This window comes from Streptomyces sp. DH10 (assembly GCF_029813805.1).
Lineage (GTDB): Bacteria > Actinomycetota > Actinomycetes > Streptomycetales > Streptomycetaceae > Streptomyces > Streptomyces coeruleofuscus.
This window is the reverse complement of sequence record NZ_JARVKU010000005.1, coordinates 328050-342689: the sequence shown is the minus strand read 5'-3', so window position 1 is coordinate 342689 and position 14640 is coordinate 328050. Positions and strand designations below refer to the sequence as shown.

Genomic DNA, 14640 nt, shown 5'->3' with positions numbered 1-14640 from the left:
CCCCGCCGCGGCCGGGCGAACCACCACAACCACCGCACAGCGGGGCACGGTTCACGACACGGGCCGCGAATCCGCCCACATCACCTCGAACTCCTCGCGATAGGTGGGGAAGAGGCCACTTTCATCGATCTCGCCCGACTTGACCACCTTGCCGCTGTTGCGCAGCACGAACACCGGTGCCTCCATGCCGCGGGTCCGGCGCAGATAGTTCTGCACGACCGCGATGCCGTCCGCGCCGTCGCCGTCGACCAGGTACGCCGTGAAGCGGGGCGTCTCGTCGAAGACCTGGATCTCGAAGGCCCCGGGGTCGCGCAGCCGGGCCCGCACCCGGCGCATGTGCAGGATGTTCATCTCGACGGCCCGGCTGAGCTCGCCGCGCTTGATGCCCAGTTCGCGCTCGCGCCGCTTGACCGCGCTGGAGGCCGGGTTCAGGAACAGCAGCCGCACCCGGCAGCCGGACTCGGCCAGCCGGACCAGGCGGCGGCCGGAGAAGTTCTGCACGAGCAGGTTGAGGCCGATGCCGATGGCGTCGAGGCGGCGGGCGCCGCCGAAGATGTCCTCGGCCGGGAACTGGCGCATCAGCCGCACCCGGTCCGAGTGGACGGCGACCACGTCGGCGTACCGGTCGCCGACCAGGTCCTCGACCGCGTCGATGGGCAGCCGGCGCGCGGAGGGCACGTCACCGCCCGCGCCGAGCATCTCCAGCAGCCGGGCGGAGGCGCGCTCGGCCTGGTTCAGGACGGCCTCGGACAGGGCCCGGTTGCGGGAGACGACGTTCCGGGTGACCTCCAGCTCGTCCAGGGCGAGCTCGACGTCCCGGCGGTCGTCGAAGTAGGGCTCGAAGCAGGGCCAGTGCTGCACCATCAGCTCGCGCAGCTGCGGCAGCGTGAGGAAGGACAGGACGTTGTCGTCGGCCGGGTCGAGGAGGTAGCCCTTGCGGCGGCTGACCTCGCGTACGGCGACCGCGCGCTGCACCCACTCCTGCCCGGCGGGTCCGGCGGCGGCCACCACCCAGTCCTCGCCGTGGACGGGTTCGTAGACGGGGCGCAGGACGGCGGCGACGACCGCGCGCAGCCGCTGCTCGACGAGGTTCAGCCAGATGTAGGCCCGGCCGGCCCGCTGCGCGCGGGTGCGCACCTCGCGCCAGGCGTCGGCGTCCCAGTCCAGCTCCGGGCCGATCGAGCCCGTCGCGTCCATCGGCCGCGCCAGGGACACGGCACCGGTCGGGACGTCTGCGGAGTTCCCCTCGTGACCTTCGTCACCAGGGGGCAGCTCCAGCCCTCCCGAGCCCACCCGCGCACCGCCTTCCGCTCCCCCGAGCATTCCGGAGGGGCCTGACCCCACCCAACGATCAAGGAAGGGTACTCCGGGAGCGGTCGGCGGTGCAGCCGGATGGGCAGGGTAGTTCTCAACCGTGCGGCCGCCGGTGCCCGTTCCGCCGGGAGCGCGACCGGCCGGAGTGAGCGGATTCATAGCGGTCGGTCTTCTCGGCCCGGTCCGTCTCGCCGCCTGCCGCTCGGTCGGCGGACGGCCGGGACGGTCCGACCCGGCTCCCCGCCGGACGGACCGCCCCACGCCGGTCCCCGTGTCAATCTTTCCCCTACTCCCTCAAACGCCCCGGGAGTATCACTTGCCCCACTGGTTCGGCATAACGCGTATGCACTGGTCACCCGGTAAGAGGGACATAAGTCATAGGAGGTTCCCTCACTTTCGAGGAGACTCGAGGCCAAGGCGTCCCCACCGACGCCGCTCACCTGAAAGAGTCGTATCCATGCAGGTCTGGCCTGGAGAGGCATATCCACTCGGTGCCACGTACGACGGCGCCGGCACGAACTTCGCGGTCTTCACGGAGGCCGCGGACCGAGTAGAGCTGTGTCTGCTGCACGACGACGGCTCGGAGACGGCGATCGAGCTCCGGGAGAGCGACGCGTTCGTACGGCACGCGTACCTGCCGGGCATCATGCCGGGGCAGCGGTACGGGTTCCGGGTGCACGGCCCGTACGCCCCGGAGCGCGGGGCGCGCTGCAACTCCGCGAAACTGCTGCTCGACCCGTACGCGCGTGCGATCAGCGGTTCGATCAGCTGGGGCGAGGAGGTCTACGGCTACCACTTCGACGATCCCGACCGGCGCAATGATCTCGACTCGGCGCCGCACACGATGACGTCGGTCGTGGTCAACCCGTACTTCGACTGGGGCGACGACCGCCTGCCGCGCACCGATTACCACCACACGGTGATCTACGAGGCCCACGTCAAGGGCCTCACCATGCGGCACCCGGGCCTGCCGGAGGAGCTGCGCGGCACCTACGCGGCCCTCGCCCACCCGGCGATCATCGAGCACCTCACCGAGCTCGGTGTCACGGCCCTGGAGCTGATGCCCGTGCACCAGTTCGTGAATGATCATCGCCTGGTCGACATGGGCCTGAACAATTACTGGGGCTACAACACGATCGGTTTCTTCGCCCCGCACAACGCCTACGCCTCCTGGGGCGACCGGGGCCAGCAGGTGCTGGAGTTCAAGTCGGCGGTGAAGGCGCTGCACGAGGCCGGGATCGAGGTGATCCTCGACGTGGTCTACAACCACACCGCCGAGGGCAACCACCTGGGCCCGACCCTGTCCTTCAAGGGCCTGGACAATTCGCGCTACTACCGGCTGACGGACGACCCCCGCTATTACATGGACACGACAGGGACCGGGAACTCCCTGCTCATGCGGTCCCCGCACGTGCTCCAGCTGATCATGGACTCGCTGCGGTACTGGGTGACGGAGATGCACGTCGACGGGTTCCGCTTCGACCTGGCGGCGACGCTCGCCCGGCAGTTCCACGAGGTGGACCGGCTGTCGTCGTTCTTCGACCTGGTGCAGCAGGACCCCGTGGTCTCGCAGGTCAAGCTGATCGCCGAGCCGTGGGACGTGGGCGAGGGCGGCTACCAGGTGGGCAATTTCCCGCCGCTGTGGACCGAGTGGAACGGCAAGTACCGGGACACCGTGCGGGACCTGTGGCGGGGCGAGCAGCGCACGCTCGCGGAGTTCGCCTCGCGGCTGACCGGCTCGTCCGACCTGTACCAGGACGACGGACGGCGCCCGCTGGCCTCCATCAACTTCGTGACCTGCCACGACGGCTTCACGCTGCACGATCTGGTGTCGTACAACGACAAGCGCAACGATGCCAACGGCGAGGACAACCGGGACGGCGAGAGCCACAACCGGTCCTGGAACTGCGGCGCCGAGGGCGAGACGGACGACCCGGACGTGCTGCGGCTGCGGGCGCGGCAGATGCGCAACTTCATCGCGACGCTGATGCTGTCCCAGGGCGTGCCCATGATCAGCCACGGCGACGAGTTCGCCCGCACCCAGCGCGGCAACAACAACGCCTACTGCCAGGACAACGAACTGGCCTGGGTCGAGTGGCCCGACGAGACAGAGGGCGCCGAGGGTGGCCTGAGCAAGGAGCTGCTGGCCTTCACGCGCGCGATGGTGTGGCTGCGCCGGGACCACCCGGTCTTCCGCCGCCGGCGCTTCTTCCACGGCCGGCCGGTGGAGGGCACGCACGACGACCTGTCCGACATCGCCTGGTTCACCCCCGAGGGCCGGGCGATGACCCAGCGGGACTGGGACTCGGCGCGGGCCTCGGCGCTGACGGTGTTCCTCAACGGCAACGCGATCTCGGAGCCGGGACCGCGCGGGGAGCGCATCACCGACGACTCGTTCCTGCTGATGTTCAACGCCTCGCCCAAGCCGCTGGAGTTCCTGGTTCCGGTCAACCACGGGCGGCAGTGGCAGGTGGTGGTCGACACGGCCAGGGCGGACGGTGTGCCGCCGGGGACCGGCCCGAAGGTGCAGGCCGGGGACCGGCTGACCCTGGCCGACCGGAGCATGACGGTGCTCCAGCGGCCCGTGTAGCCGCCCCGGCGAGCCGTGCGGCTGCCCCGGCGGCCCGTACGGCCGCCCTTGTCCGCACCGTCGCCGCGTCGCCCGGAAAGAGGCACTCGTCCGGGCGACGCGCGACGCACCTGGCGCGGACGATGACACGAACGGCGGCGGGGCGGGTACGTAGGTCTGCATGACACCTGAGCGACCTAACCCGGTGGTGCCCACGGCCACGTACCGGCTGCAACTGCAGCCCGACTTCCCGTTCGGGGCCGCGGCGGCCATCGTGCCGTACCTGGCCTCGCTCGGCGTCTCGCATCTGCATCTGTCCCCCGTCCTGGAGGCCGTGCCGGGCTCGATGCACGGCTACGACGTCGTCGACCACGCGCGCGTGCGTGAGGAACTGGGCGGCGAGGAGGGACTGCGGGCGCTGGCGCGCACGGCGCGCGAGCACGGGCTCGGCCTGGTGGCGGACATCGTCCCGAACCACATGGCCATGGCCCCGCGCCACAACCGCGCCCTGTGGGAGGTGCTCCGCGAGGGCCCGAAGTCGCCGTACGCGCGCTGGTTCGACATCGACTGGGAAGCCCAGGACGGCCAGGTGCTGCTGCCGGTGCTCGGCGGGCCGCTGGGCGAGGTGCTCGGGGAGCTGCGCGTCGACGGTGACGTCCTGCGCTACTACGACCATGTCTTCCCGCTGCGCGAGGGCACCGAGGACCTGCCCCTGCCGCACCTGCTGGACGCGCAGTGGTACCGCCCGGTGTGGTGGCGGCTGGCCCGGACCGAGCTCAACTACCGGCGGTTCTTCAGCATCTCGGAGCTCATCGGGGTGCGGGTGGAGGACCCCGAGGTGTTCGAGGCCACCCACGACAAGATCCTCCAGCTGCTCCACGAGGGGGTGATCGACGGGCTGCGCGTCGACCATCCGGACGGGCTCGCCGACCCCGACGACTACCTCCGGCAGCTGCACGAGGCGACCGGGGGCCGCTGGACGGTCGTGGAGAAGATCCTCGCCGACGGTGAGCACCTGCCGGCCGCCTGGCCGGTCGCGGGCACCACCGGCTACGACGCCCTGCGGCACGTGGACGGGCTCTTCACGGACCCGGCCGGGTTCGGGGACCTCCTGGGCCGCTACCGGCGGTTCGCGGCGCCGCAGACGGACCGTGGCGGGCAGTGGGACGCGACGGTGCGCCGGGCGGCGTACAAGGTCCTCACGCACGAGCTGGCCACCGAGACCGACCGGCTGGTGCGGGTGGCGGCCCGGCTGTGCGCCACCTCGCCGGAGCCGGCGCTGCGCGACCGCGCGCCCTGGGCGCTGCGCACCGCGCTCCAGGAGCTGCTGGTCCGGATGGAGGTCTACCGGCCGTACGAGTCCGTCGACGCGGCGTCCGTGGTCACCGAGGAGGCCGCCGCCGAGGCCCGGCTCGCCTTCACCGTGCCCGAGGAGGCCGGTGCGGTGGACGTCGTGCGGGACCTGGTGCTGGGGCGGTACGGCGACGGGCCCGCGCAGCTGGAGTTCCGGACGCGGTTCGCGCAGACCTCGTCGGCGCTGCGGGCGAAGTCCGTGGAGGACACGGCGTTCTACCGGTACGTACCGCTGCTGTCGGCGACCGAGGTGGGCGGGAATCCGGGCCGGCCCGCGCTGTCGCCGGAGGAGTTCCACGCGTACTGCGCGCGCGTGCAGCGCGACTGGCCGGTGAGCGGGACGGTCGCCTCGACGCACGACACCAAGCGCAGTGCCGACGTCCGGGCGGCGCTGCACGTGCTCACCGAGTGCCCGGACCGCTGGGCGGACGTCCTCGCCGAGGTGACCCGCACCGGCGAGGGCATGCCGGACGCGCAACTGGCCTGGGCGGCCTGGCAGACAGTGTTCGGGCTCGGCCCGGCGTCCGGGGCGCTGGAACGGGTGCAGGGGGCGCTGCTGAAGCACGTGCGCGAAGCGGGCCTGTTCACCAGCTGGACCGAGCAGGAACCGCCGTACGAGGAGGCGGTGGCGCGGTTCGTGGCGGCCGGGCCGTGCGGGGCGCCGAGTGCGCGGGTCGCCGCGTTCCGGGACTCGCTCGAGCCGCACATCCGGGCGAACGTGCTGGGCACGGCCCTGGTCCAGCTGACGATGCCGGGCGTGCCGGACGTCTACCAGGGCACGGAGGCCGAGTACCGGGCGCTGGTCGACCCCGACAACCGGCGGGCGGTGGGCTTCCCGCCCGAGGAGTCCGGCGTGACGTCCGGGGAGAAGGCGGCGGTGACGCGGGCGGCGCTGGGGCTGCGGGCACGACGGCCCGACGGCTTCGGCGACACGGCGACGTACATGCCGCTGCCGGCCGAGGGCCCGGCGGCACAGCACTGCCTGGCCTTCGTCCGCTCCGGCGCGTCACTGACGGCCGTCACCCGCCTGTCCCTCCGGCTCGCGGAGGCGGGCGGCTGGCAGGACACCCGGCTGACCCTGCCGCCGGGGCGCTGGGCGGACGTACTGGAACCGGGCCGGGAGTTCACGGGGCACGCGCGCGTGGAGGAACTGTTCGCACGGCTGCCGGTGGCGTTGCTGGAGCGGGTGGGCGACTGAGGCCGGGCCGTACCTGCGCGCCCTGCTCAGGCGACCGCAGGTCCGTCCTCAGGGCAGTCCTCGTACGCTCGCAGCGGCGAGGTGGGAGCGACGCGCGGGTGGGGCCACACCGTCCGCAGCAGGTCCACGAAGGCCTCGGCCGCCCCCGTCGGTGGCAGACGGGAGAAGACCGTCAGCGTGCGTTTCCACGGCGGGTCGGGGGTGAGGACGACGCAGCCGTCGCCGACCGCGTCGCGCACGAGGTGCGAGGGCACGGCGCAGACGCCGACCCCGGCGGCGGCCATCCGTACCGCCGTGGAGCTGTGCTCGGTGAACACGGCGGTGCGCGGGGTGAATCCGGCCCGGCCGCAGGCCCAGTCGAGGAAACGTTCGCCCTGGACGACGGGTTCCATGGCGCAGCGCACCCAGGGGCGGTCGGCGAGTTCGGGCAGCGTCACCGTCGTACGGCCGGCGAAGCGGTCGTCGAAGGGCACCACGAGGACGATGTCCTCCTCGCCGACCGGCACGACGGTCCCCGGCCAGTCGGCGGGTGCGGGGCCGACGGCGAGGTCGGCCGCGCCCCGCTCGACCTGTTCCTCCAGGGCCTGCGAGGAGGCGTACTCGTGGAGGTGCAGCAGCACGCGGGGATGGGCGGCGTGCCAGCGGGCGAAGACGTCCGGGAGGACACCGACCGCGACGGAGTGGACGGCGGCGATGTGCAGTTCACCGCCCTCGGCACCGGCGGCGGCGCGGGCCGCGCGGCGGGCCTGCGCGGCGCTGCGCACGGCGAGTTCGGCGTGCGGCCGGAAGGCGCGTCCCATCGGGGTCAGGCGCACCCCGCGCGGCATGCGCTCCAGCAGCGCGCCGCCGACCGACCGCTCCAGGGCCTTGATCTGGTGGGAGAGCGCGGGCTGCGAGACGTGCAGGAGCTCGGCCGCGCGGGTGAAGGACGCCTCCTCCACGACCGTCAGGAAGTACTCCATCTGCCGCAGGCTCATCGACGGCCCCTCCCATAAACGCCCTGCATCGATGCCACAAGAACATTGCCTTGGACTCATGGCAAGGGCCGGGCGGAGGCTGAGGGCATGAACTCACCGGACGTCATCGTCATCGGCGGCGGCACGGGCGGCTACAGCACCGCCCTGCGCGCCGCGGCCCTCGGTCTGGACGTCGTGCTCGTCGAGCGGGACAAGGTCGGCGGGACGTGTCTGCACCGCGGCTGCATCCCGAGCAAGGCGATGCTGCACGCGGCCGAACTCGTCGACGGCATCGCCGAGGCACGCGAGCGCTGGGGCGTGAAGGCGACGCTGGACACCGTCGACTGGCCGGCCCTGGTGGCCACGCGCGACGACATCGTGGCCCGCAACCACAGGGGCGTGGAGGCCCATCTCGCACACGCGCGCGTGCGGGTGGTGAGGGGCAGCGCGCGGCTGACGGGGCCGCGCTCCGTGCGGGTCGAGGGCGTGCACGGCGAACCCGGCGTGTACGAGCTCTCCGCGCGCCGTGGGATCGTCCTCGCGACCGGCTCCCGGCCGCGCACGCTCCCGGGGCTCGCACCGGACGGACGGCGCGTGGTGACAAGCGACGACGCCCTGTTCGCGCCCGGGCTCCCGGCGTCCGTGCTGGTGCTCGGAGGCGGTGCCATCGGCGTGGAGTACGCCTCGTTCCACCGCTCCCTGGGCGCCGACGTCACCCTGGTGGAGGCCGCCGACCGGATCGTGCCGCTGGAGGACGCCGATGTGAGCCGGCATCTGACCCGCGGCCTGAAGAAGCGCGGCATCGACGTGCGGGCCGGCTCCCGGCTCCTGGACGCCGAGGTCCTCGACGACGGGGTGCGCGCACGCGTGCGTACGGCCCGGGGCGAGACCCTCACGGTCGAGGCCGAACGGCTGCTCGTGGCGGTCGGGCGGGCCCCGGTCACCGACGGCCTGGACGTGGCCGCCGCGGGCCTCACCACCGACGAGCGCGGTTTCGTCGTACCGGCCGACTGGGACCGGCTGGAGACGGCCGTGCCCGGCGTCCACGTCGTGGGCGACCTGCTCCCGCCACCGTCGCTCGGACTGGCCCACGCGTCGTTCGCGGAAGGGCTGCTCGTGGCCGAGACGCTGGCGGGCGTGCCGTCCGCGCCCGTGGACTACGCGGCCGTGCCCCGGGTCACGTACTCGTCGCCGCAGACCGCGGCCGTCGGTCTGAGCGAGGCCGAGGCACGCGCGCGTGGGCACGAGGTGCAGGTCAACAGCATGCCGCTGACCGCCGTCGCGAAGGGCATGGTGCACGGGCAGGGCGGCATGGTGAAGGTCGTCACCGAGGCCGGCGGCGGGCGCGTACTGGGTGTGCACCTGGTGGGCCCGCACGTGTCGGAGATGATCGCCGAGAGCCAGCTGATCGTCGGCTGGGACGCGGAGCCGTCCGACGTGGCCCGGCACGTCCACCCGCACCCGACCCTCTCGGAGGCGGTCGGCGAGGTGTTCCTGACCCTGGCCGGACGCGGGCTGCACCAGCAGTGACCGCGCCGGTGAGGCCACGCCGACGGCGGTGGCGGCACACCGCCCAGGACGTCTCGCCCCGCACCGGCCGGCAATGCTTCCGGGCGCCCCCTGGAGCCTCCCCCGCCGTGCCCTTGACAGCGCACCATGGCCGTGGGGTACTGCGATTGCGAACTCGGGCGGATGTGACGGGGGTGAGTGTCCTGCCGGAGCTGCGCTACCCGACGGTGGCCGAACAGGTCTATGCCGCCCAGGCGTTGGCCGCGCACCGACCCGGGGTGTGCACCCTGCGGCAGGTGGGTCTCTCGCGCGCGGGCAGACCTTTGCACCTGCTGTCTGTGGGCCGCGCCCGCCATGCCGTGCTGGTGGTGGCCGGCGCTCATGCCAACGAGCCGACCGGCTCCTGCACGCTGCTCGCTCTCGCCCGACGGGTGCTGGAACAGCGGGAGTTGCGCGACGGCATCTCCTGGCACTTCCTGCTGTGCGCGGACCCCGACGGGGCGAGCCTGCATGTGACGCCTGCGCCGCGCAGCCTGTTCGACTACCACCTCGGCTTCTTCCGCCCCGCGGGCCCGGAGCAGCCGGAGTGGGCGCCGTCCGTGCTGCCGCCGGACCGGCTGCCGCCCGAGACCCGGGCCCTGACCGGCGTCATTGACGAGCTGCGCCCCTACCTCCAGGTGACCCTGCACGGCACGGATCTGGGCGGCAGCTGGGTGCAGTTGACCAAAGACGTGCCCGGGCTGGCCGAGCCGTTCGCCAAGTCCGCGGCCGAGCTGCACATCCCGGTGGAGACCGGCGCCTCGGACGCCGCGGGCTGGCCCGCGTCCGGGCCGGGGGTGCACGTCATGCCCGCGGCGGAGGCAGGACCGGCTTATCCGAGTCTGCCGGACGACGCGCGGCACAGCACCTGGTACCACGCCCATCGATACGGCGGTCTGACCGCCGTGGTCGAGGTGCCGATGTGGGCGAGCGACCTGGTGGACGACCCTGCCCCGCATCCGGCCCCGGCGGCGGCCCTCGGACGGCTCGCGCGCCGGCTGCAACGGGACGCGCTGGAGGTGACGCGGGTGCTCGACACCGCGCTGCCCCGGCTGGCGGATCTGGACGGGCCGTTGTTGCGGGCCGCGCGGTGGGGGCTGGAGCTGGTGCCGGGGCTGGCCGACGACCTGATGCGCACTCCGCCCGTGGACGGCACCAGGGCGTACGTCGGGAGTGTGGACGCGTTCGCGCGCCGCGTGCCGCTGCGGGCGGCGGCCATGCTGCGGCGGGTGCTGCGCGGGACCGACGACCGGGCGGCCGAGCGGCTGGAGGAGCTCGTGGCGACGTGGAGCGACGCTTTCGCGGAACGTTTCCGCGCCCGCTGGGTGCCGTTGGAGCACCAGGTCGAGCACCAGTCCCGCACGGTGGTGGCCGCGGCGCTGCACGCGCGCGAGGGGGCGTCGTAGGCGCCCGCGCGTCCAGGTCCCCGGGGGTCCCTGGTGGCCGGGCCGAGCGACGGCCGGGGCGAACGCGGGCCGGGTCGGGCGCGGCCGGCATCAGCCTCCCGGAGCGTGCGCGGCCGGCAGCCGGCCACCGCCCGGCTGCGGCATGGCGGTCGCCGCCGCAGAGCCTCGCCGGAGGCCGCGCCCAGCGGGTCGCCCCGGCCGCCGCCAGTGCTGTGCCGGTTGGTGCCGCACACGTCGGTCTCGGCCGCGCCGTCACTCCCGCTGCATCGGCACCGCCGCCCCGGACTCCCACCCCGGCTCGCCCGAGCGGGAGCCCGCGTCCGTGTGCCGCGCGGCCAGTTCGAAGGCGGAGAGCACGACCCGCGCCTGGTACTCCGCCTGGCGTGCCACCGGGATCCAGCGCGCCCCGCAGCCGTCGCGGTAGTCGGCGCACCACTCGTCGATCAGCCGGTCCAGCTCCGGCAGCGCCCCGGCCGGGTCGTGCCCGGCGGCCCGCACGAGCTGGTGCAGGAGACCGGCGGTGCGCAGGGCCAGCCGTCGTCCGGAGATGCGCAGGGCGGCGAGGTGGGCGGTGCTCAGCGGCGGAAGGGGGTGGGCCGCGCCGTCGCCGGTGTCGGGGTCCCAGGCGTCGGCGAGGCCGGGGCAGACCAGTAAATAGTCGTCGACCGGGGCGAACAGGCGGGCCGCGTCGGGCACGGCGGCGAGGTGCGGCCGGATGCGGGCCAGGAGGTGCCGCAGAAATCCCGTGTCGTGGCGCAGGGTGCGGCTCACCGCCCGCAGCACCGCGTCCCGGTCGGCGGGCGGCGAGCCGTCCGACACGGCCGCCACGCCCCACATGGGCGCCTCGACGACCGCGGTGAGCGTGCCGTGCCGGTGCGGATGGAACCACGTCGACTCGACGGCGGCCTCCGTTATGGCCGCGGCCAGGTCGGCCCGGCGCGGCGGCGGTATCCGGTAGACGGCGGGCCCGAGGCCGGGCCAGTACAGGGCGTCGTAGGCGCCGAGCTCGCGCGGGATGCCGAGCCGGGCCGCGGTGTGCGCGACGCGCTGGGCGAGCCCGGGCAGGTCGTCGGTGAGCTCGACGAAGCCGCCGCCGACGTCGACGCCGTGCAGGGAGCACTGGAGGAACGGCCGCAGTTCGTCCTGGACGCCGAGCAGGGCGCGGGTCTCCGGCAGGGCCGCACCGGCCGCGCCGTCGGGCAGCCATTCGGGCTGTTCCAGGAAACCGGGCCGGAAGAAATTCCGGAAGTACCGGCCGAGGGTGTAAGGGCCGGTCAGCCAGCCCTCGTTGCGGCGCAGTCCGTCCGGGTCGAGGCACAGCAGCAGGTTCCAGGTGGCGTCGGCGCCCTCGGTGAGCCGCGGGTCGGCCAGCGCCCGCTCGGCCAGCCGCAGCACGGTGGCGCCGCCCACGGGTTCGTTGGCGTGGGGGCCTGCGACGACGAGGGCCTGGCGGCTGCCGTGGCCGACGGAGAGCAGCCACATGGGCGTGCCCGCGCGGGACGTGCCGATCCTGCGCAGCCGGGCCTCACGCGGGTGGCGGGCGACGAGTGCGGCGGCCCGGGCGCCCAGTTCGTCGACGGTCGGGTAGCGCGGGAGGGGCGGCAGGGCACACCTCCCAATGCGGTGCCGTCGCTTCACCAGCTGTACATGGTGTACGCACAGTCAGTCACGACTTCGGGGCTACGTCAACACCGTGGAGAGCAACGGGTTTTGAGCCACTCCCCGCGGATCGACAGCCGGTAAATCCAAGGCCAGAGCTAAGGCATGGCTCGGTTTCCGGTCAGCGGCCGCGGGCCGGTGTGCGGTCAGTCGGCCGACAGCCGGAAGGACATCCGCCCGAAGCCCACCTGGTCGCCCTCGCGGACGACGGCCGCGCCGACCACGCGCCGTCCGTTCACCGTCGTGCCGTTGGTGGAGCCGAGGTCCCGCAGCACCCACATGCCGCCCTGGTGACGCAGTTCGGCGTGGACGCGGGAGACGGTCTCGTGGTTGAGGCGCAGTCCGCTGGCGGGATCGCGGCCTATGCGCAGCGGATGGCCGTGCGCCGGGTGGGGCAGCAGCAGCTTGGGCAGCTTCTCGGCCTGCCAGGCTCTGCGCAGCCGTACGGTGAACCCGGAGACCGCCTCGACGGTGCCGAACACCACGCGGGAGAACCGGCTCTCCGTGGGCAGGTCGGCGGTGAGCACGGCGAGCTCGTCCGCGCGGCGGGCGGAGAGCGCCAGTTCCATGCGGCGGATGAACGTGTCATGGGAGAGGCGACCCATGGCGACGCCGTCACGGAGCACCTTCAGCGCCCTGTCGCGCTCCACGTCGGAGAGCCGCGCGGGGTACGTGTTGAACTCGAAGGACGACGTCACGATCGTGATTGTCGGGCAGTGCGGCCGGGCTGTCCAGAAAACGGGAAAACGGCCGCCACGCGTCCGCATCCGCCGAGACCCGCCGCAAATGGGTGGATGCACCAGCGGATTGATCGCGTTTGGCGCACCATGGACGGGCTACATCACGGTGAGCAGACGAAGGGGAACCGTCCGTGCAGTTCGAGGTGTGGGCACCGCAGGCAGGCCGTGTGACGCTCCAGTGCGACGGCGTCACGCGCGCGTTGGAGCGCGATCCGGAACGGGCGGGGTGGTGGCGGGGCGAGGCGGACGCGCACGACGGGTCCCGGTACGGCTTCGCGCTGGACGACGGTCCCGTACGGCCCGATCCGTGCTCGCGCCGGCAGCCGGACGGCCCGGACGGGCTGAGCGCGGTCGTCGACCACGAGCGGTACGAGTGGCGCGCGCAGTGGCGGGGGCGGCCGCTGCCCGGCGCGGTGCTGTACGAGATGCACGTCGGGACGTACACCCCCGAGGGCACCCTGGACGCGGCCGCCGAGCGGCTCGGCCATCTCGCCGAACTGGGCGTCACGCACGTGCAGCTGATGCCGCTGTGCCCCTTCCCGGGCACGCACGGCTGGGGGTACGAGGGCGTCTCGCTGTGGGCCGTGCACGAGCCGTACGGCGGGCCCGAGGCGCTGAAACGCTTCGTCGACCGGGCCCACGAACTCGGCCTGGGCGTGGTGCTCGACGTGGTGCACAACCACTTCGGCCCGTCCGGGAACTACCTGCCCGTCTTCGGGCCGTATCTCACCGACCGGCATCACACGCCCTGGGGCGCCGCGGTCAATCTGGACGCGCCCGGCTCGGACGAGGTGCGCGCGTTTCTCATCGGCAGCGCGCTGGCGTGGCTGCGCGACTACCGGATCGACGGGCTGCGCCTGGACGCGGTGCACGCGCTGGTGGACACGCGGGCGCTCCACTTCCTGGAGGAGCTGTCGACGGCCGTGGACGCCCTGGCCGCCGAGGTGGACCGGCCGCTTTTCCTGGTCGCCGAGTCGGACCTGAACGACCCTCGGCTCATCACCTCCCGGGACGAGGGCGGCCTCGGGCTGCACGCGCAGTGGAACGACGACTTCCACCACGCCCTGCACACCACGCTGACCGGCGAGTCGCAGGGCTACTACGCCGACTTCGCGCGCGCTCCCCTCGCCGGGCTCGCCAGGACCCTCACCGGCGGCTACTTCCACGACGGGACGTACTCGAGCTTCCGGGAGCGGCACCACGGCCGCCCCCTGGACCGTACGCGGGTGGCCGGGCACCGGCTGCTCGGCTACAGCCAGACCCACGACCAGGTGGGCAACCGCGCCCAAGGGGACCGGCTTTCGTCCCTGGTCTCCCCCGGGCTGCTGGCCTGCGCGGCCACGCTGACCCTGACGGCCCCCTTCACACCGATGCTCTTCATGGGCGAGGAGTGGGCGGCGGGCACGCCCTGGCAGTTCTTCACCGACCACACCGACCCCGAACTGGCGGACGCGGTACGGCGGGGCAGGCGGCGGGAGTTCGCCGCGCACGGCTGGAAGGAGGAGGACGTTCCCGACCCGCAGGCCCCGGCGACCCGGGACCGCTCCTGCCTCGACTGGTCAGAGCCGGAACGCGAGCCCCACGCGCGCGTGCTGGCCTGGTACCGGCGGCTCCTCGCCCTGCGCCACGAGCAGCCCGACCTGACCGATCCCGACCTCGCCGACACCAAGGTCGCCTACGACGAGCAGCGCCGCTGGATCGCCTTCCGGCGCGGGGACGTCCTCGTGGCGGTGAACCTGGCGCCGGAACCGGCCGCGCTCTCGCTCGGCGTCCCGCACGCGCGCGTGCTGGCCGCGTGGGAGCCGGTGGAGACGCCCGGGGCGGACGGGGTGGTGCACGTGCCCGGGGAGTCGGGTGTGGTGCTGTTGCAGGAGTGACGTCCCTTGAAGGCGTCGAC

The 14640-nt window shown here is 73.3% G+C and carries 9 protein-coding genes; 5 read left to right on the top strand and 4 right to left on the bottom strand.

All coding sequences use genetic code 11. The features are described 5' to 3' along the window. Positions 1 to 51: 51 nt before the first annotated feature. A complete protein-coding gene (locus QC385_RS13260) occupies positions 52 to 1323 on the bottom strand; it encodes an SAV2148 family HEPN domain-containing protein (protein WP_279541650.1) in 1272 nt (423 codons plus the stop codon). 448 nt (positions 1324 to 1771) lie between these two features. On the opposite strand from QC385_RS13260, the gene glgX reads away from it, so the two are divergent. Beyond that, positions 1772 to 3904, top strand: coding sequence for a glycogen debranching protein GlgX (gene glgX / locus QC385_RS13255; RefSeq protein ID WP_279541496.1), 2133 nt, complete (start codon positions 1772 to 1774; stop codon positions 3902 to 3904). Positions 3905 to 4064: 160 nt separating this feature from the next. Further along, on the top strand, positions 4065 to 6434 hold the full coding sequence (treY, locus tag QC385_RS13250) for a malto-oligosyltrehalose synthase (RefSeq protein ID WP_279541495.1): 2370 nt from the start codon (positions 4065 to 4067) through the stop codon (positions 6432 to 6434). 26 nt (positions 6435 to 6460) lie between these two features. On the opposite strand, the gene QC385_RS13245 is transcribed toward treY, so the two are convergent. Continuing rightward, positions 6461 to 7411: a LysR family transcriptional regulator gene (locus tag QC385_RS13245; protein ID WP_279541494.1), complete on the bottom strand. Its 951-nt coding sequence runs from the start codon at positions 7409 to 7411 to the stop codon at positions 6461 to 6463. An 87-nt stretch (positions 7412 to 7498) separates the two neighbouring features. Here QC385_RS13245 and lpdA point away from each other — a divergent pair, with 87 nt between their 5' ends. Continuing rightward, positions 7499 to 8920 (top strand): dihydrolipoyl dehydrogenase, encoded by a 1422-nt coding sequence (gene lpdA, locus QC385_RS13240; protein WP_279541493.1) that lies wholly within the window; start codon positions 7499 to 7501, stop codon positions 8918 to 8920. A gap of 173 nt (positions 8921 to 9093) precedes the next feature. Then, the gene (locus QC385_RS13235) at positions 9094 to 10344 is read left to right on the top strand and encodes a M14 family zinc carboxypeptidase (RefSeq protein ID WP_279541492.1); all 1251 of its coding nucleotides are present in this window, start codon (positions 9094 to 9096) and stop codon (positions 10342 to 10344) included. 252 nt (positions 10345 to 10596) lie between these two features. Here QC385_RS13235 and QC385_RS13230 read toward each other — a convergent pair whose 3' ends face one another. Both QC385_RS13230 and QC385_RS13225 read right to left on the bottom strand, forming a co-directional pair. Continuing rightward, on the bottom strand, positions 10597 to 11964 hold the full coding sequence (locus QC385_RS13230; RefSeq protein ID WP_279541649.1) for a M14 family zinc carboxypeptidase: 1368 nt from the start codon (positions 11962 to 11964) through the stop codon (positions 10597 to 10599). A gap of 185 nt (positions 11965 to 12149) precedes the next feature. Beyond that, entirely contained in the window at positions 12150 to 12701 is a 552-nt protein-coding gene (locus QC385_RS13225; protein ID WP_279541491.1) for a DUF1707 and FHA domain-containing protein, read from the bottom strand. A 173-nt stretch (positions 12702 to 12874) separates the two neighbouring features. Here QC385_RS13225 and treZ point away from each other — a divergent pair, with 173 nt between their 5' ends. Then, complete coding sequence (treZ, locus tag QC385_RS13220; protein WP_279541490.1) at positions 12875 to 14620, top strand: malto-oligosyltrehalose trehalohydrolase; 1746 nt, start codon at positions 12875 to 12877, stop codon at positions 14618 to 14620. Positions 14621 to 14640 lie beyond the last annotated feature (20 nt).

What these genes read in the sequence shown, in the direction of transcription:
- QC385_RS13260 (WP_279541650.1), bottom strand. Translation starts at nt 1,323, where the DNA reads ATGCTCGGGGGAGCGGAAGGCGGTGCGCGGGTGGGCTCGGGAGGGCTG.
- glgX (WP_279541496.1), top strand. Translation starts at nt 1,772, where the DNA reads ATGCAGGTCTGGCCTGGAGAGGCATATCCACTCGGTGCCACGTACGAC.
- treY (WP_279541495.1), top strand. Translation starts at nt 4,065, where the DNA reads ATGACACCTGAGCGACCTAACCCGGTGGTGCCCACGGCCACGTACCGG.
- QC385_RS13245 (WP_279541494.1), bottom strand. Translation starts at nt 7,411, where the DNA reads ATGAGCCTGCGGCAGATGGAGTACTTCCTGACGGTCGTGGAGGAGGCG.
- lpdA (WP_279541493.1), top strand. Translation starts at nt 7,499, where the DNA reads ATGAACTCACCGGACGTCATCGTCATCGGCGGCGGCACGGGCGGCTAC.